Origin of the sequence: Paludibaculum fermentans (genome assembly GCF_051172195.1) — a bacterium.
Lineage (GTDB): Bacteria > Acidobacteriota > Terriglobia > Bryobacterales > Bryobacteraceae > Paludibaculum > Paludibaculum fermentans_A.
Map to the genome: position 1 here is coordinate 1,309,163 of NZ_JBPJAQ010000001.1, position 18,050 is coordinate 1,327,212.

The 18,050-nt window shown below is 62.3% G+C and carries 13 protein-coding genes; 7 read left to right on the forward strand and 6 right to left on the reverse strand.

Features of this window, described 5'->3' with window-relative positions:
* Nucleotides 1–23: 23 nt before the first annotated feature.
* Nucleotides 24–1,067 carry a hypothetical protein gene (locus ACR9Y2_RS05310; RefSeq protein WP_435040017.1) on the reverse strand — a complete coding sequence of 348 codons (1,044 nt, stop codon included), beginning with the start codon at nt 1,065–1,067 and terminating at the stop codon, nt 24–26.
* 139 nt (nt 1,068–1,206) lie between these two features.
* Here ACR9Y2_RS05310 and ACR9Y2_RS05315 point away from each other — a divergent pair, with 139 nt between their 5' ends.
* On the forward strand, nt 1,207–1,629 hold the full coding sequence (locus ACR9Y2_RS05315; protein WP_435040018.1) for a hypothetical protein: 423 nt from the start codon (nt 1,207–1,209) through the stop codon (nt 1,627–1,629).
* Nucleotides 1,630–1,721: 92 nt separating this feature from the next.
* On the opposite strand, the gene ACR9Y2_RS05320 is transcribed toward ACR9Y2_RS05315, so the two are convergent.
* The gene (locus ACR9Y2_RS05320; RefSeq protein ID WP_435040019.1) at nt 1,722–3,155 is read right to left on the reverse strand and encodes a Gfo/Idh/MocA family protein; all 1,434 of its coding nucleotides are present in this window, start codon (nt 3,153–3,155) and stop codon (nt 1,722–1,724) included.
* A gap of 30 nt (nt 3,156–3,185) precedes the next feature.
* Nucleotides 3,186–4,100 carry a YihY/virulence factor BrkB family protein gene (locus ACR9Y2_RS05325; protein ID WP_435040020.1) on the reverse strand — a complete coding sequence of 305 codons (915 nt, stop codon included), beginning with the start codon at nt 4,098–4,100 and terminating at the stop codon, nt 3,186–3,188.
* Nucleotides 4,101–4,129: 29 nt separating this feature from the next.
* Here ACR9Y2_RS05325 and ACR9Y2_RS05330 point away from each other — a divergent pair, with 29 nt between their 5' ends.
* Together ACR9Y2_RS05330 and ACR9Y2_RS05335 are read left to right on the forward strand one after the other, a co-directional pair.
* Nucleotides 4,130–5,014: a metallophosphoesterase family protein gene (locus ACR9Y2_RS05330; protein ID WP_435040021.1), complete on the forward strand. Its 885-nt coding sequence runs from the start codon at nt 4,130–4,132 to the stop codon at nt 5,012–5,014.
* Nucleotides 4,995–5,879 (forward strand): sugar phosphate isomerase/epimerase family protein, encoded by an 885-nt coding sequence (locus ACR9Y2_RS05335; RefSeq protein WP_435040022.1) that lies wholly within the window; start codon nt 4,995–4,997, stop codon nt 5,877–5,879. The genes ACR9Y2_RS05330 and ACR9Y2_RS05335 overlap by 20 nt, the downstream gene beginning before the upstream one ends.
* On the opposite strand, the gene ACR9Y2_RS05340 is transcribed toward ACR9Y2_RS05335, so the two are convergent.
* Nucleotides 5,868–7,388, reverse strand: coding sequence for a response regulator (locus ACR9Y2_RS05340; RefSeq protein ID WP_435040023.1), 1,521 nt, complete (start codon nt 7,386–7,388; stop codon nt 5,868–5,870). The two genes, ACR9Y2_RS05335 and ACR9Y2_RS05340, sit on opposite strands and share 12 nt — an antisense overlap.
* Nucleotides 7,389–7,548: 160 nt before the next feature.
* Between ACR9Y2_RS05340 and ACR9Y2_RS05345 the strand changes: the two genes are divergently transcribed.
* Nucleotides 7,549–9,234, forward strand: coding sequence for a sodium:solute symporter family transporter (locus ACR9Y2_RS05345; RefSeq protein WP_435040024.1), 1,686 nt, complete (start codon nt 7,549–7,551; stop codon nt 9,232–9,234).
* Between the two features lie 59 nt (nt 9,235–9,293).
* Here the strand turns inward: ACR9Y2_RS05345 and ACR9Y2_RS05350 are convergent, their stop codons facing one another.
* Complete coding sequence (locus ACR9Y2_RS05350; RefSeq protein WP_435040025.1) at nt 9,294–12,629, reverse strand: carboxypeptidase regulatory-like domain-containing protein; 3,336 nt, start codon at nt 12,627–12,629, stop codon at nt 9,294–9,296.
* Between the two features lie 222 nt (nt 12,630–12,851).
* On the opposite strand from ACR9Y2_RS05350, the gene ACR9Y2_RS05355 reads away from it, so the two are divergent.
* Genes ACR9Y2_RS05355 through ACR9Y2_RS05365 form a run of 3 tightly spaced genes read left to right on the forward strand, consistent with a single transcriptional unit; the run spans nt 12,852 to nt 16,786 of the window.
* On the forward strand, nt 12,852–13,919 hold the full coding sequence (locus tag ACR9Y2_RS05355; RefSeq protein WP_435040026.1) for a LacI family DNA-binding transcriptional regulator: 1,068 nt from the start codon (nt 12,852–12,854) through the stop codon (nt 13,917–13,919).
* A 54-nt stretch (nt 13,920–13,973) separates the two neighbouring features.
* Nucleotides 13,974–15,767, forward strand: a complete 1,794-nt coding sequence (locus ACR9Y2_RS05360) for a CRTAC1 family protein (RefSeq protein ID WP_435040027.1) — start codon at nt 13,974–13,976, stop codon at nt 15,765–15,767.
* On the forward strand, nt 15,764–16,786 hold the full coding sequence (locus ACR9Y2_RS05365; protein ID WP_435040028.1) for a tetratricopeptide repeat protein: 1,023 nt from the start codon (nt 15,764–15,766) through the stop codon (nt 16,784–16,786). The genes ACR9Y2_RS05360 and ACR9Y2_RS05365 overlap by 4 nt, the downstream gene beginning before the upstream one ends.
* Before the next feature lie 69 nt (nt 16,787–16,855).
* On the opposite strand, the gene ACR9Y2_RS05370 is transcribed toward ACR9Y2_RS05365, so the two are convergent.
* Nucleotides 16,856–17,884, reverse strand: coding sequence for a glycosyltransferase family 2 protein (locus tag ACR9Y2_RS05370; protein WP_435040029.1), 1,029 nt, complete (start codon nt 17,882–17,884; stop codon nt 16,856–16,858).
* Nucleotides 17,885–18,050 lie beyond the last annotated feature (166 nt).

An 18,050-nucleotide genomic window follows, 5' to 3' on the forward strand; every position in this document is an offset into this window, starting at 1 on the left:
CCCGCCCTGCGCGACCCTGATGGCTAGAGATCGAGGTCGTCGATAGCGGCTACGGGTTGGACCAGGGCGGCGTATTGCACCGTCACCTTTGACTTGGCCGGAACCCAGCAATAGCCGGGCACGCCGAAGAGGCTGCCGCGGTGGATCATCTTGCGGCGGCTTTCGGGGAACGGAGAGGCGCCGAATTCCATGCCGCGCGTCAGGGCCTGATTGTTCCACGGGGGGACATCGCGGCCGCGGTTTTCCTCCCAGATGCCCATCCAGGGGAAGTCGCTCTGTTTCCAGATGTAGGCGACAGCAATGCCGGAGGTGGGATTCCACGCCGAGAAAAAGGCTGTTTCGCGCTCGGGGTCCATCAGGTGGGTGGAAAACGCGCCTGAGACCTTACGGGGTGTGAAGAGCTGCATGTCCTCCACGCCGCCCAGGATGGTGGGCACGAGGGGCCAGGTGAATTCGGCCCCGGGCTTCATATAGCCGACGTCGGAGAAGCCGGTATCGATGACCTGGGATTTGGTGGCGGAGGCGCGGAACTGGGTGACACCGCACTCGAGGAAGGGCGGGCCGAGGGTGACGTGCTGGGTCCAGGCGATGGGGCGATCCCAGGAATCGAGATTCTCGACGGTCTCCGTGATGGTGGCGCGGCGTGCGCCGGAGGGCAACTGGATGGTGCGCTGGAAGGCGAGGCGGGCGTAGGGGAGGGTCGTCTTCTGGGTGAGGGTATCACCGGCGACGGTGATGTCGTATTCGTTGACGGAAGCTTCCCCGTGCACGGTCATGCCGGCGGCGGCTTCTTCGTCGGAGGGTCCGCCGAAGAGGTCGAGGCAGAGGTTATGACCGAGGATGCCAGCCAGCAGGCGGCTTTCGGAGTTCCCGCCGTATTCGGGGTGCAGGGCGGGATCGTAGGTGGAAGGCTCGATGGTGGGCCAGGGCGGAGACCACAGCGGGTTCACGCCGGTCGTCTTGTCGAGGATGGCGGCCAGGTGTCCGCCCTCGCGGGTGACCACGATCTGCAGGTGCTCGTTTTCGAGTTGGACGGCACGCCGGTTACGGTAGAGGATCTCGCTCATAGTTATGGCCTGACCCTCTATCGTATTCCTGTCGAAGGCTTTGTACTACTCCCTACCAAACTCACGACCCAAAACTCATTGAATTGAAGCGCCGGAGGGGCGGCCGCAGGATGGAAGCATCCCGTTTGGAGGTTTCCCCATGAAGAATTCGATGATTTGCAGGAATCTGGCCTGCGCTGCGATGTTAAGCCTGGTGCTGTCTGGTCCGGCGGCAGCCGCCAATGGCGCGATGGTCGTGGAGCGGCCTGCCGCGACGCAGAGGCAGACGAAGTGGAAGAAGGCTTGGGCGTGGAGCGCCGCGGCGCTGATGGCGTCGGTGGCCGCGGACACGGCGTCGAGCATGGGGCGGACCGAGATGAATCCGTTGCTACGCGGATCGGCTGGCCAGTTCAACGCGAGGAGCGCTGCTTTGAAGTTCTCGATTGCCGGTGCGCTGTTGGGGTCGCAGTATCTGCTGGTGAAGAAGCATCCGGAGCAGGCGGCCTGGGCCGCGACGGGGAATTTTGCGGCGGCGGGTCTGACGTCGGGTATCGCGGTTAGAAATTTCCGATTGCCGAAGTAGGAGGAGCAGGAGCGCAATCGAAAGGGCCGCCCTTTTTGGGGACGGCCCTATTTTTGTTCCATGACCCGTGGCCGGAGCCACAGGAGCAGGGGTTAGCCCTTCTTGACGGCGGCTTTGGCCGGCGCGGCGGGCTTGGCAGCCGGTGCGCCACCCTTACCGAGGGTCTCGATCTCCTTGAAGGAGACGGTGCGGTTCTCGTCGAGGGCCATATTGGAGAGGATGACGGCGATGGAGTCCTGCAGGCCGACTTCGATATCGGCGCGCGGGTGGCCGCCGGTCTTGATGTCGTTGAAGAAGCTCTCGAGTTCGATATCGACAGGGTTGCGCTCTTCCAGCGGAACCATGATGCCCTTCTGATACAGCCACTGGCGGGCGAACTTCATTTCCTTCTCGAGGAAGCTCTCCTGGCCGGTCATGAGGTCCTTACCGAGGAGGATGGGCAGGGGGCGGGAACCGGCGGCGGCGACCATGGTGGAGCCAGCCTTGAAAGCTTCCTTCTTCTTCCCTGCTTCTTCCACCTTGGCGGGCGGGTTGGGTTCGCGGAACCACATACCGATCGGCAAGTTGTTGTCGTCGCCGATGGTGATGTGGATGGTGCCCTGGGTGCCGCAGATGATTTCGCCCATTTCGGTGCGCTGGCCGCCGACGCCTGCCCAGTGAGAGGAGCCGGGGATGCCGGTCCAGACGAGGCGGCGGCCCTTGGGGTACTTGTAGATGAGCTGGACGTTGTCGAGGATGTCGCGGCCATCAAAGAGGAAGTCGTGGGAGCCGAGGCCCTGGACGGATTCCGGGGTCATGCCGAGCATGCGGTCGGCCACATCGATCTGGTGGGAGGCGAGTTCGGCCACGAGGCCGCCGGAGTATTCGCGGAAGAGGCGCCAGTTGGCCATGCGCTCATTGGGCACGCCCTTCTTCATCTTCCAGCCGGGATTGCGGTGCCACTGGGCCTGGACGTAGGTGACGTCGCCGAGCATGCCCTTTTCGATCATCTGGCGGGCGGCCTGGTACATGGCGCTATAGCGGCGCTGGAGACCAACCTGGAGGGTCTGTTTGGGGCGGGCGGTGGCGAGGGCGCGCAGGGCGTGGACTTCCTCGGCCTTAAACACCATGCTCTTTTCGCAGAAGACGTGCTTGCCGGCCTCAAGAGCGTCCTTGGTCACCGGGAAATGCAAATACAGAGGGGTGGTGACGAAGACAGTTTCAACGTTCTTGTCGGCGAGGAGCTCGCGGTAGTCCTTATAGCGTTTGGGGCTGCCGCCGATGGTCTGGTCAGCTTTGTTCAAGGCGTCGTCGGTGAGATCACAGATCGCCACGCAACGGCCGGTGTCGATGCCCTTCAGGTGCTTGAGAAGATAAGTGCCACGGCTGCCGGTGCCGACCATGCCATAGTTGACGGCGTTCGTGGCGGCACGCGCTTTCAAGATCGCGGGCGCTCCCTGGATGTGGGAGGCTGCGACACCTGCGATAGTCGCTGCGCCAGCGGCCTTGATGGCGTCACGACGCGTCAGATCCTTGTTGTCGGCCATTTAGCAAACCTCGGAGAAGATTTTGGAAGTCTAAGATCGGGGCTCGGATTCCGCCCTTATTCTATCTTGAATTGGCGCACGGAGGACGGAGGTAGTTACAGCCTGGCGGACGCTGCGGGCGGTCCATTCCGCTCCGGCGAGCACGACAAGCCCGGCGACGAAGCCCCACGTGAAGATGGTGATGGAATTCACGAAGACTCCGTACTCGTGGGAGAACTTGCGGTACATCCAGGGCCACACCAGCATATTGATCCACTTGAGGGCTTCCAGCACGAGCCCGACGATGATGGCGCGTGGCAGCACATGCTTCTTTGACACCTTGGTATTGGGCAGGTAGCAGTAGACGAGGAACAGCACCACGATGGTGATGGGGATGGAGGCGATCTTGAAGGCAAGGCGAACGATCCAGGTGAATGCGGTGGCGTGGTAGTTCTCGACGCCGGAGAGCAACTGCAGATTAGCGGCGGTGAAGGCGGCGGTGAGCAGGGTGAGGGCTCCGCAGGCAAGGATGAGGCCCATGCTGACGAGCTGATTCTTGAGCAGGCTGCGGTTCACTTTGACGGCCCAGGCGCGGTTGAGAGCGACCTCCAGCGGCAGGAACACGCCGTTGGAGACGAACAGCAGCATGATGAGCGAGATCCACTCGACGCGGTAGGTATAGCCGGCGATGGTGCGCAGGTTGAAGACAAGGAACTCGCCGGTATTGCCGGCAAAGTAATCCTTCACGGCGACGTAGATGGCCTCTTCCGCGGCGCTCCAATGGAACACGTTGCGGCACAGGGAGATCATCACCATCAGAAAGGGCCACAACGCGAGCAGGACGTTGCCGCCGATGGCGAAGGCATAGACATGCACTTCGGTATCGAGGATGTAGTGCCAGAGGTGCCGCCAATCGCCCTTGAGGTCCTTGGCGGAAACCTCAACTTCTTCGAACAGCTTGTACAAGGCTATGCTCCACTTCGATACTATCCATCATGGAACGGCGCGCCTTTCTGGGGACAGCGGCAATCGCACCTTTTACATCGCTGGGGGCCGATGCGGCGTCTGGCGCGTTTCGATTCATACACTTCACGGACACGCACATTCAGCCGGAGCTGCGCGGGTCTGTAGGAACGAAGGACTGTTTCGCGGCGATCAACCGCGAGCCGCACGATTTCGCGATCTGTGGCGGCGACACAGTTATGGATGCGTTCGAGCAGCCGCACGAAAAGGCGAAGGCGCTGTTCGACCTGTATGGAGCGACCGTGCGGGACCTGGCAAAGCCGGTCTACACGGTGCCGGGCAATCACGACGTGTTCGGGGTCTCTGCAAAGAGCGGTGTGGCGCCGTCGGATCCCCTGTATGGGAAAAAGTTCTACGAAGACCGGCTGGGCGCGCGATACGGGTCGTTCGACTACCAGGGGTGGCACTTCATCCGGCTGGACTCGGTGTTTATCACCCCGCAAAAGACTTACGAGGGGCGGGTGGATGACGAGCAATTGGCCTGGCTGAAGCGGGATCTGGAGAAAACGGGCCGAAGGACGCCGCTGGTGGTGGTGACGCACATCCCACTGGCCACCGCGTTCGGCACGTTTCCCTTCCCTGACCTGCCAGAGCTGAGGCCAGTGCTGACGGTGACGAATGCACGGCAGGTGCTGGGGTTATTCGAGGGATACAATCTGAAAGCGGTGTTGCAGGGCCACACTCATATCGCGGAGAGAGTGGAGCACCGGGGCGTGCAGTATCTCACGTCCGGCGCGGTGTGCGGCAACTGGTGGAAGGGCGCGCATTACGGCACGAAGGAAGGCTACGCGGTGCTGACGGTGCGCGGTGAAGAGATTTCCTGGGAGTATCGAACCTATGGCTGGAAAGCCGTTTGAGCCCGTATTGCATTCTGTCAGCTACGCCGGGGTCTGGCCGGGACAGGCGCGACTGACGCTGGACGCGTTTCTGGAGAAGGCGGCGCAGCTGAAGTTTCCGGCCGTGATGCTGATGGCGAAGCGGCCTCATTTCTCGGTGCTGGATTACGACCGCGACGCCTGCCTGCGCTTGAGCGAGAAGCTGGAGATGCTGGGGCTGCGGTGCGCCGTGGTGGCCGGGTATAACAACTTCTCGGCCGATGCGGAGCATCCTGACATTCCACAGCGGGAGATCCAACTGGCCCACATCGAGGCGCTGTGCCGGCGGGCGCGGGACATAGGGGCGCCGGTGGTGCGGATCTTCACGGCCTATGAGCATGCTTCGTTCGCGACGCACACGCTGGTGGATACGCTGCGCGAGGCGGCCCAGCGGGCAGCGGATTTCGGCGTCACCCTGGGCGTACAGAACCATCACGACTGCGCGGGTCACTATCTGTCGTTTTACGATCTGCTGACGGCGGTGGACCATCCCAACTGCAAGGCCTGTTTCGACGCCTGGAGCCCGGCGTTGCAGGGCGACGAGGTGGCAGCGGCGGCGCGGAAGATGGCTCCGCTGACAGTGCATACGACGGCAGCGGATTACCAGTACAGGCCGCGATTCCGGTACGTGCCGGCGCAGGTGAACTACGAGGCGTTGACTCCGGCCGTGCAGGCAGTGCCGATGGGCGAGGGATTCATCGACTACCAGAGCTTCCTGGGCGCGCTGCGGGCCGGCGGGTATGAGGGGCCGCTGGCGTACGAGATGTGCAGCCCGCTGCTGGGCGGCGGGTCGGAGGAGAATCTGGACCGGACGGCGCAGGAGTTTCTGGCGTGGTTAGCCCGCTAGCAGCGCTTTGACTTCCGAGATGAGCTGGGCCACATGGAACGGCTTAGCAAGGAAACGGGTCTGCTCGGGCAGTTTGCGTGCGCCGATTTGCGCGGCCAGTTCCGTATCATCCGTGAAGCCTGAGATGAAGAGGACGCGGGTGCCTGGCCATTTGGCGCGGACACGTTCCGCGAGTTCGCGGCCGGTCTGTCCGGGCATGGTGAGGTCGGTGACAAGGACGTCGATTGAGGCGTCGTCTTCCTCGCAGGCTTTGAACGCCTCATCGGCGCCGGCGGCCTGGATGACATGGTAGCCCTGGCGGTCGAGCGCTTTGCAGATGAGTGAGCGAATGCCGGATTCATCCTCGACCACGAGGACGTTGACCGGTCCGGAGGCGGCCGGCGCGTCATCGGCACGGGGGCAGGTGAGCACCAGGCGTGGGGTTTCACCGGGTTCTGCTTCAAATGCGATGGTGCCTGCCAGAGCCTGCCAGGGACGGACCAGTCCGGCAAGGCCGAGGGGCGGATCCGAACCTTCCTTGGGTCCGGAGAAGGGCTCAAAGAGGCGGTCGCGGGTCTCGTCGGAGACGGCGAGTCCGGGCATATGCAGGGCGATTTCGACGTTGCCGCCGGCGACGGGCGCAATGCGGAGTTCGGCGGTGCCGGGCTCAGGCCGCAGATGCCGCAGGGCTTCAAAGATGATGAGGTCGAGAAGTTGGCGCGAGGTATTGCCCTGGACGTCGGTGTCGGTGGCGGAAGCCAGGCGCCAGCGTGCGACGGCGGTGGTGGCCCAGGCAATGAGCGAGAACTGAGCGGCGGCGGGCACCGGAGGCCGGGTGAGCGAGGAGAGATCCTGGGTGAGGGCGCCCATGCGGGCCGAGGCCTTGACGATTTCGGCGACATCGTCGCGGCGGGCATCGTCGGCGGGCAGGCTTTCCATGAGCTCTTCGGCATAGCCGCCGATGATCATCAGCAGATTGTTGGCTACATGGGCGAGGCGGCCGGAGAGGCGTTCGATGGCGCCGCGCTTGGACTCTTCGATGAGCTCGCGCTGGCGGCGGCGCTCCAGGAGAGGATCCGGCAGCGGCACCGAGGAGGCAGCCGGCGCCGAGGACTCCGAGACATGATCCTCATCAATGGTGAGGAGCAGTTCATCCTCGGCGCCGGCCTGCCATCCAGGGATCCTTTGAATACTGGCGGTGAGCCGCAGGGCCGAGCTATCTCCGCCCAGTTGGACGGGGTGGCCGTTGCGGGGTGTGCCGGATTTGAGGACATCCGCAAGAGCGGCCTCGAGCTGCGGATCCGGCAGCAGATCGGGCAGGCGCATCCGGGAGAGATCAGCATTGCGGAGCCCGAAGAGGCGGCGGAACTCGCGATTGACGGCACTGAGCCCCCATTCACCGTCCACAATGGCGACGGCGACAGGCAATTGGGCGAAGATGTCCTGATAGTAGCGGCGTTCCGTCTCCACGAGCGCAAGCAATCGCGAGACTTCGGAGGACTTCCATTGATCGAGGTCGGCGCGTTGCATGGAGATACGACTTAAGTCTCCTAGGCGGGGCGGGATGGAGCAATGGACCGCGCGAATAGTCCTGCGCGGCTTTGGCCCATTACTTTGCGCACGTTTTTGGACTAGTACCGGGCGGAGAGAGCCGGTCTTGCGGAGTTCCCGATAGAATACGACGAACCATATGAACTTGTCGGTTGGCGGGCTCGATCTGGCGGTGATCCTGGTGTATCTGGCCGGGGTGGTGGCCATTGGCTGTTATGCGGGCTTTGTGCGGCGGCGCGGCGGAGGCGAGGGGAGCCATTACTTCCTGGCCGGCAACACGTTGACCTGGCCCGTGATCGGGTTGGCAATGTTCGCGGCCAACATTTCCACGGTGCACCTGGTGAGCTTGGCGGAGGCGGCCTACAAGTATGGCCTGGTGTTCGGGCACTTCGAATGGATGGCCGGATTCACCCTGATCCTGCTTTCCCTGTTCTTTGCGCCGCTGTACCTGCGGTCGAGGGTGCCGACGCTGCCGGATTTCCTGGAGCGGCGCTTCAACCGGCAGTGCCGCGATCTACTGGCCGTGGTTTCACTGTTTTCCGCCATTGTGATCCACATCGGCATAGCTCTCTATACGGCAGCCTTTGTGCTGCGGGGGATCCTGGGCCTGCATCCGGGGGCGACGCTGTTCGGGTTGGACGCGCTGATGTTCTTCATCATTGCGCTGGGTGTACTGACGGGCATTTACACGATGCTGGGCGGGTTGCTGGCGGTGGTATGGACCGAGAGTATCCAGACCGTCCTGCTGCTGCTGGGCGCGGTGGTGATCACTGTCGTGGCTTGGAACAGGCTGGGCGGCTGGGAAGTGCTGGTGGCCACGCTGGCGGCCCAGGCGCACCCCTTGGCGGGCACAGCGAAGGATATCCCGGCCACCACCAGCAACTTCCTGCATATGGCGCGCGATGCGTCCGACCTGTCGGGGCTGCCGTGGTACAGCGTGATCCTGGGCTATCCGGTGCTGGGCATCTGGTATTGGTGCGCCGACCAGACGATTGTGCAGCGGGTGCTGGCGGCGCGAGACGAGAAACAGGCCCGGCTGGGGCCGCTGTTCTGCGCGTTCCTGAAGATCCTGCCGGTGTTCTTCTTCGTACTACCGGGGACGATCTGCGTGGCCCTGGTGCAGAACAACGCGTTCCAGGGCGAGGGTCCGGCGACAGCGGCGGATACGTATACGTTCATGATCACGCACCTGCTGCCGGTGGGCTTGAAGGGGTTGGTGACGGCGGCCATGCTGGCGGCGGCGATGCAGACATGCTCGGCCGCACTGAATTCGACGGCGACTTTGTTTGCGTACGACATCTATAAGCGCTGGCGGCCGGAGACCACGGATCACAAACTGGTGGTGATAGGAAAGATCACGACCGTGGTGGCGACCGTGCTGGCGATTGTGTGGTCGCCGCTGTTGAGCCACTACAACACGATCTACGACGGGCTGGTGCGGCTGGTGTCCTACGTTTCGCCGCCCATCACGGCGGTGTTCCTGATCGGCGTCTTCTGGCGGAAGGCTTCCGCCAAGGGCGCCTATATCACGATGACCTCGGGGGCGGTGTTCGGCGCGGGTATGTTCGTCCTGGACTTCACCGGACACGGGGTGAAGGACTTCATGTTGACGGCGTTTGGGATGTTCCTGGTGTGTTCGGTGGTGCTGGTGGCGGCGTCGAAGGCGTTTCCAGAAGCATTGAAGGCGGAAGCGGAGCCGCTGGTGTGGTCGAGGTGGAACGAATCGTTCGAGGGGAATGCGGGTGGCAGGGGTCTGGCGGATTACCGGGTGCTCTCGGCGGTGGTGGCCTTGACGTTCGTGGTGCTGTACGCGTTGGTGTGGTAAAAAAGCGCCCCACCGCACGGTTGGTGCAGCGGGGCGCAGGGGCCTCTCTGGAGGTGAGGCTAGAACGCGTAGCGGAGAGCGAACTGCACCTGACGGGCAGCGCCCGCGCTTGTGATCTTGCCGAAGTTCACCGAACTGCGGTTGGTATCGGGGTTGCCGAAGTTGATCACGTTGGGCAGGTTGTAGAATTCACCGCGGAATTCCAGCGACTGCCGTTCGAAGAACTTGAACTTCTTGGCGACCGAGACGTCGGCGGAGACCTTGCCATCGGCGCGGATGGTGTTGGCACCGGAGTTGCCGTAGGCATTGACGGGCATGGTGAAGGCGTCGGTGTTGAACCATTTGCTGATGGAGCGCTGCTCCATGGGGAGGATCGGGACTCCGCTCACATCGGCGCGGCCGATGTACTTGCCGGTGTGGGCGGTGTCCTGGCCGGAGGTCACGTTGAGGGGCCGGCCGGTTTGGATCTGAACGATGCCTTCCAGGGCCCAGCCGCCGAGGACGGAGTCAGCGAAACGATTCCAACTGGCTCCGAAAGTGCGACCCTTGCCGAACGGCAGGTCATAGACGTAGCCGACCTTGAAGGCGTGGCGTAGATCGTAGCTGGCGGGCGACCAGTCGGCGCGGCGGTTGAACATGTCCTGGTATTTGGCTTCGGGCAGGGACGATTGGTCGTCCATGACCTTGCCCCAGGTGTAGTTGCCCAGGATGGAGAGACCCTTGCTGAAGCGCTTGGTAATCTTCACTTCCATGGCGTTGTACTCGGACGCGAACACGTTGCTGCCGCCGTCGAGGTTGCCGGTGAAGCCGGATGCGGCGAAGCGGCGGGGATTGGCAACGCCGGCCGCGACAGGCTTAAGCGCGTTGTTCCAGCCAACATAGCCGACCTGATTGCGATTGGCGGAACCGACATAGCCGACGTCGAGGGTGACGTCCTGCATCAGTTCGCGCTGCACGAAGATATTCCACTGCTGGGAATACGGCGTGCGGTTATTGGGATCCTGCGGCCAGCCGCCCAGGGCCTGGGTGCTGTTGAAGGAGGGGCCGGCGTCAGAGATGGAGGTGTCGGGAACCGCACCAGTGGCATTCGGGCTGAAGACCTGCTGCGGCAGGTAGGGCCAGAATTTGCGGAGGTCGTTCAGTTCCTGCATGAAGGTGCTGTTGAAGAACATGCCGAACGCCAGGCGGACAACGGTTTTCTGGTTGGCCTGATAGGCGATGCCGACGCGCGGTGCGAAGTTCATCCAGCGGTTCTTCATCAGCGTGCGGCCGTAGCCGAAAGTGCGGGGGCCTTCACCAATGCGGCCGGTGACGGGGTCGGTGAGCGGGTTGACACCAGCCCACATCAACTGAGCCTTGTCCTGGCCGTTTTCCCGAGTGACGAGCAGGTTCCCGAGGGCATCCTGGGCATCGTAGGGGCGATTGAAACCTTCCCAGCGGACTCCGAGGTTGACGGTCAATTTGTCGGTGACGCGCCAGTCGTCCTGGAAGAAAGCCGAGTAGGAGTTCTGCCGGCCCTGTGCGTTGGGGATGCCGACGCCGCGAGCGATGGCCGAGGGGTAGCCGAGCAGCGTGCTGGCATAGGAGTTGCCGGCGCTGGCATCTGTGGCGGTGTTGGTCATGCTGGCCCAGAAGTTGGCGCTGCCGTTGGTGGGATTGGCGAAGAAGGCGTCCATGGCGCGGCGCATGTACTGGGCGCCGAACTTGATGGAATGCCGGCCGATCATCTTGGAGAGCTTGGCTTCGTACTGATGGTCGGTGTCGATGATCGTCTCACCGCCGCCACCGGCGAACGTGCCGAACAGACCGTCGGCGCTGAAGTTCGGCATGACGTCGCAAAGGGCGTTGCTGTCGAACATCTTGATGCCGGCCTTCGATAGGACATCGCCGCGCTTCAGGCCATTCTTGAACTGGTCGCAACCGGGGTTGTTGGGGTGGTTGTAGCCGTACTTCACTTCGAGGACCGTAGTGGGTCCGAAGATGTGGTTCCAGCCGACGCCGAAGTTGTCGGAGTCGATGCGCACGGCATTGACGCGGACAGTGGAGAAGTTGGAGGGCGAGTTCTCACCAACGCGCTGCCGCATGTAACGTGCAAAGAAGGTGTCCTTCGAACCCAGGGTGTGGTCACCTCGCAGTACGAGCATGTCGCGATCGTTGGCGGTGGGATCCGTCATCACGTAATTGTTGGTCTGAAGCCCGGCGACCGTAGGCAACGGAAGGTAAGTATCGGTGAGGAACTTCATGCCGGGATTGATTCGAGACTGCGGAATGATATTGCCTGCGAAAGGCTGGCGGACAATACCATTGGCGCCCTGCGTACCAGTGAGAGGATCGTAGATCTGCTTGTTGAAGCTGGAGAAATCGCCTGTACGCCAAGCGGCGATGGGGGTGGAACTGATGGTTGTGTTGCCGCGGCGGCGGCGATAACCTTCCCAACTGGCGAACCAGAACGTCTTGTCGCGGCCGTTGTAGACCTTGGGGACGACGACGGGGCCGCCGACGGCGACGCCGTACTGATTCTGGCGGAAGGGCACGCGCGTGGCCTGGGTGGCTGGGTTAGCCTGTGCCTGGGCGTTGCGGAACCAGTCGTTGGCGTCAAGTTTGTCGTTGCGGAAGTACTCGTACACGCTGCCGTGCAGGTCGCGGGTGCCGGATTTGATGGAGAGGTTGACGTTGGCGCCGGCGCTGCGGCCATATTCAGCCGAGTTGTTGGTGGCGACACGGAATTCCTGGATGGCGTCCATAGGGGGCGCGCCGACGCCGGAACTCATGTACATCATGTTGTTGTCGACACCGTCAATGGTGTAGTTGCTGTCCTGCTGGCGCTGGCCGTTGACCGAGACCATCTGGAGGCCGGCCTGGCCGCCTTTGGACTGGTTGGGGGCGACGTCGCTGACGCCTGGCATCATGACGATGAGGCGAGTGAAGTTGCGGCCGTTCACCGGGATGCGTTCCAGTTGCGATGTGGTGACGACGCTAGCTACGGATGCTTCCTGGGTCTGCATCATCGGGGCGGCGGCAGTGACTTCAATGCGCTCGCTCACCTGGCCGACTTCGAGTTGAATGTCGAGCTTGAGAGTGGCGCCGGTTTCCAAAGTGATGTTGGACTGAACTTTCGTCTTGAACCCGGAGGTGGTGACCTTCACCTCGTATGGGCCGGGAATGAGGGGAGCGAGGGTGAACGCGCCCGAATCGTTGGTGGTCACCACACGATTCACGCCGGTACCGGTGTTGGTAGCGGTAACGGATGCATTCGGAACAGCACCTCCTGAAGCGTCGGTGACGATTCCGACGATAGAGGCATTGGTGGATTGAGCGGAAAGTGGCAGCACGGCGCAGAGGGTGCCGGCCAAAATTAGTATGGTAAGCCACACCCAACTGTGTCTGATGGTCATGACGGAGACCTCCTGATAGTCATCCAGACGCGTTAACGCTAACGAGTCGGTTTGGGTCATTTTATATCGAGTCGGTTTCAGGCGCAAGCGGTTTCACACCACCTTGTCTCCTCTTTGCGATAATCTGTCGGACAGGTAAGCGTTTCCAATGCAGGATCAGGACCGGCGCCTGAATGCCTCGGCCTGCTGGAGACGGGAACGCTCCGACTGGTGGGCAACACGATGGGCGAACGCAAATCGGGAAAACAACCGGAAAAAAAGCCGATCCAAAAGACCGGCGTCACGCTCTCAGACATCGCGAGAGCAATGGGTCTTTCGGCGATGACCGTCTCGCGAGCCTTCACCGGCAGCGAGCAGATCAGCGAGAAGACAAAACAGGAAGTATTAAAAACCGCTAAGGAGCTCGGCTACATCCCAAACCGCTGGGCGCGCAGCCTGGTGACCCGCCGCTCTTCGATCATCGGCGTCCTCATCCCGGAGATCTCGCACACTTATTTTGCAGAAGTAACCTGCGGCGTGGAAGAGGTCGTCGACAAAACCGGCTTCGACCTGTTGCTCTGCCACTCGCGCGGCGACGCGGAGAAAGAACGGGCCGAGATCCATATGTTGATCGGTACTCGCGCCGACGGCCTGATCATCGCCTCCGTGCAGGACTCCAAGACCGAGCGGCCCTTCGCCGAACTGGAGGATGCGGGCATCCCGTTTGTGCTGGTCGACCGGTTCTTTCCCAACCGCCGCTTCAGCTCCGTACTGGTGGATGATCTGGAGGTGGGCGAGATCGCCACCAATCATCTGATCGACATGGGCCACAGGCTGATCGCCCATATCCAGGGCCCTCCGGTGACACCGGCCGTCCTGCGCAAACGCGGTTACCTGGCCGCAATGAAAGCACACGGGTTGAGTGTCGACAAGGACTGGATGATCGGCAAGGACTTCAGCAATCAGAACGGCTACGTTTCCATGCGGAAGTTGCTCCAGTTGAAGCCGCGGCCGACGGCCGTCTTCGCCGCCAACGATCCGCTGGCCATCGGAGCCGTTCGGGCCTGCCGTGAGGCCGGTTTCCGCGTACCCGAAGATATCTCGGTGGTGGGCGCCGGCAGTATCGAGGGCGACCACAACCCAAACCCGTTCCTCACCACCGTTTGGTGGCCGAACCAGGAGATGGGGCGCGCCGCAGCAGAACTGCTGATGAAGGCCATTGCCGATTCCGACGGCGGAGAGACGCACATCCGCACCTTTGCGCCCAAGCTCGTGGTGCGGCATTCCTCCGGACCTGCGCCTTCGAAATAGCGGCGTGAGGCGGGCGCGGTCCGATATGATGCGAGACTGAGCCTACGAGCACGCGTGAAACGAATTCCTCCATCTGGACTGGCAGCGGTGCTGTGTATTCTTGCCGTGGTGCCCCTGCCGGGTCAGGGCCAAGCTGGTCAGGGCCAAGCTGGACAGGGAATGATCAGCGGCGGGGCCACCGCGCTGCCACGGCCAAAGCCCTCCGGACGCCCCTGGCCCGTGACCTTCACTGACGTGGCCGCGCAGGCTGGCCTGCGCATGCAGTACACGTACGGCCATCCGCTGAAGAAGAAATACGTCATCGAAGCCAACGGGGCAGGCGTCGCTTTCCTCGACTACAACGGCGATGGACTGCTGGACGTGTTCCTGGTGAATGGATCCAAACTCGAAGGGTTTCCCGCCGGGACGGCCCCCACAAACCACCTCTTCCAGAACAAGGGAAAGGGCCAGTTCGCCGATGTGACAAAGAGCGCGAAGCTCGACCAATCCGGCTGGGGGAATGGAGTGTGCGCCGGCGACTTCGACAACGACGGGCATACCGATCTCTACATCACCTATTTCGGTCGTAACTTACTGCAAAGGAACAACGGCGACGGGACGTTCAGCGATGTCAGCGGCCGCAGCGGCACCAGCGACAGCGGCAAGGAGTGGAGTACCGGCTGTACCTTTGTCGACTACGACCGCGACGGCCATCTGGATTTGCTGGTGACCCGCTATCTGAACTTTCAGGCGGAGAAGAGCCCGTTACCAGGCGCCGCGCCATTCTGCATGTGGAAGGGCAGTCCTGTCTACTGCGGTCCGCGCGGCCTGCCCTTCGGCTCGCTGGCGCTCTATCACAACAAGGGCGACGGCACGTTTGAGGACGTTTCCGTACCTTCCGGCATCAGTTCGGTGAAGGGCTTCTACGCCTTCACGGCGGTCGCCACCGACTTCGACGGCGACGGATGGCCGGACCTCTACATCGCCTGCGACTCCACGCCGAGCATCCTCTTCCACAACCAGAAGAACGGCACCTTTCGCGATATCGGGACGGAAACCGGACTCGCCTACAACGACAATGGCTCGGAGCAGGCGGGCATGGGCCTCGCCGTGGGCGACTTCGACAATGACGGTCGCATCGACATCCTCAAAACGAACTTTACGGGCGACTATCCCAATCTTTACAGGAACCTGGGCAAGGGCCTGTTCAGCGATGTCTGCCTAAGAGCCGGCCTGGCTGTGAACCCCGACCATGTGTTGTGGGGCACCGGTTTCGCCGACCTGGACAACGACGGCTGGAAAGATATCGTACAGGTCAGCGGCCACGTCTATCCCGAGGTCGCCCAGATCGACGCGCGGGAACACTACCAGCGCGCCCGGTTGGTGTATCGCAACCTGGGCGGCGGCCGGTTTGAGGATGTTTCCGGGATGTCCGGGCCTGGGATTGCAGCCGAGCACTCCAGCCGCGGTATGGCCTTGGGCGATTTTGACAATGATGGAGCGATGGACGTGCTGGTGATGAACATGCACGAGGCGCCCTCGCTGTTGCGCAATGATCTGAAGTCGTCCAATCACTGGGTGAAGCTGCGGCTGCGCGGCGTGCAGTCGAACCGTGATGCGATTGGGGCCGTGGTGACGGTGGAGATCGCCGGCCGCGTCCAGGCGGACGCCGTCCTGAGCCAGTCGAGTTTCCTTTCCCATAACGACCTGCGGCTGCATTTCGGCCTGGGGACGGCCGCCACGGTGGATCGCATCACGGTCCAGTGGCCCAGCGGCCGGAGTGAACAGTTTGCGGGTGTGGCGGCAGACGCCCTTTACCTGCTGGTGGAGGGATCCGGGCAGGCGGCCAAGCAGGAGTTGCCGCGATGACGGGCCTGCTGGCGGTGGCGGCAATGGCGATGTGGCTGCAAGCCCCGCCCGATGCACTCTCCGACCAGGCTCAGCAGTTGGCCATGCAGAAGCGGTACGACGAGGCCGAGGTGCTCTGGAAGAAGGCTCTGCAAGCGGCTCCGAACCATTTTCCCTCTTTGTTCAACCTCGGTTTCATGCGGTATTCCCTGGGTCAGTTTGCCGAGGCGGAAGGCTGGTTTACGAAGGCGGCCCAGGCCAAGCCGGACGACTTCAATTCGCGCTACCTGCTGGGCACCGCCTGCCTAAAGCAAGACAGGCGCGAGGATGCGCTGCGCGCCTGGCGGACCGCTTTGGCCGTGCAGCCGAAGAACTACAAGCTGATGCAGATCATGTCCGTGGAGTACTCCAATGGGTACTACTACAAGGAGGCTTGCGCGGTGGGCAGGCAGGCGGTCGCCTTGCGGGGTGATACGCCGGAACCGTGGTTTGTGGCGATCAAGGCCTGTTTCGAGGCGCGCGATCCCGAGACTCTGGCCCTGACCAAACAGGCGGTGGAGCGGTTTCCGGAGTCGGCCCGCGCCAACTTCGAGTATGGATTCCAGCTCCAGAAGGCCGGGCTGCGGGATGAGAGCCTGCCCTACCTGCGCAAAGCGATGAACGAGGATGCCACCTATGAGGAGCCCTTCTACTTCTATGGCAACCTCATGCTGCTGGACGAACAGTACCAACAGGCCGTGGGGCCGCTGCGAACCGCCCTGAAGCTCAGGCCAGACTATGTATCAGCCTGTGTGGCGCTGGCGAAAGCGCTGATGGGGATGGACCACAATCAGGAGGCGAAAGAGGCCCTGGAAGGTTGCGCCCGCACGAGTCCAACGCACCCGCAACCGCACCTGTTCCTTTCGCAGGTCTATTTCCGGTTGGGCGAGGACGAGAAGGCTACGGCGGAGAAACTGCTTTCCCTTCGGTTGCGGCGGGAAAATCCGACGATCATGGAGTCCCCCCAAGCCCGCCCCTTCCCGGTAACCCCCCGCCGGTGACAGGGGATTTGGGAGTACTGCGGGGCGGGCTCGATTGTGGGGGCCGCGGGAGCGGCACTGCATAGACCGTTATCGGTAAACCTCGGAAACAGCCGCCTCCGGTACAGGTTGGGCCGTAGCATGCTGTTGGAACCAGCCAGCCAGATAGTCATCCGTGACCCGGCGGCGGGCCATGATGTCTCGTCGCTTGTTGATCGCGCGGCGCAGGGATGTCAGTGTGTGCCAGAACGCGGAGAGTGAACTCGGCTCATAGAACAGGCACCCTCCGATAATAAGAACGTCACGAGCCGTCGTCGGGAACCAGATTCTACGGTAGAGGTCCCCGGTCATGTTCTTCACGCGCATCAGGAAGCGGTTCTTCACCGAATGCATGTTGAGCACGGCGGGTACGCTGTTGCGATTGCCGGGCAACATGCGGCGGACGTGGTACGACTCGGCGGTGTGTACGTAAAGGCAGCGCCAGCCCAGCAACTGCGCGCGCCAGGCCACGTCGGCATCTTCGCGATAGGAGAAGAAGTCGGGATCGAAGAAGCCGTCCGACTGGGCAATGTCCAGGATCATTTTGCGGCGGTAGAGAGCCGCGGCAGCGCAGGCGCCGAAGACATACTCCGTCTGGCGGTAGCGTCCATCGTCAGGTTCGTTCCAACCGCGGTCGAAGTGCCGGGCGGTGGAAGTAAAGAAGATACCCGCCGAATCGATGCGCCGTTCATGCAGCGGCGAGCCATCGGATTGGATCCTCAACAAGCGGCCGCAGACCGTACCCACCTTGCGGTCGATCCGTGCGGCATCCACCAGTTGGGTCACGAAGTCCGGCAGCAGGAAGACATCGGGATTGAGGGTGAGCACCCAATCGGAACGGCTGGCGCGGATTGCCAGGTTCTGGCCGGCGGAGAAGCCAGTGTTCCTGGGGTTGTAGATCACGCGAATACGACCCTCATAGCCCGCCAGGATGTGCCGGGTGGCATCCTTGGAGGCATTGTCGACCACAACCACATCCAGCGAACCGTAGTCCTGAGCCAGGACACAGTCGAGGCAGCGCTCGATGACTCGGGCGCTGTTATAGGTGACGATGGTGACGGTGACCGAATCCAGTCGCATCCATGCTCCTGTTCGCGTAAGATTTCCTGTTTCGAAGACCCGGACAGGGGCAATTTCGACTACAGACCGGCGAAAAAAATTAGACAGGCCGATAGGCGAGGCATTTTTTCACAGGGGTGTAGTAGAGTGACCCAGTCGGTGGTCTTTGGGAGTGACACCGCTGCAG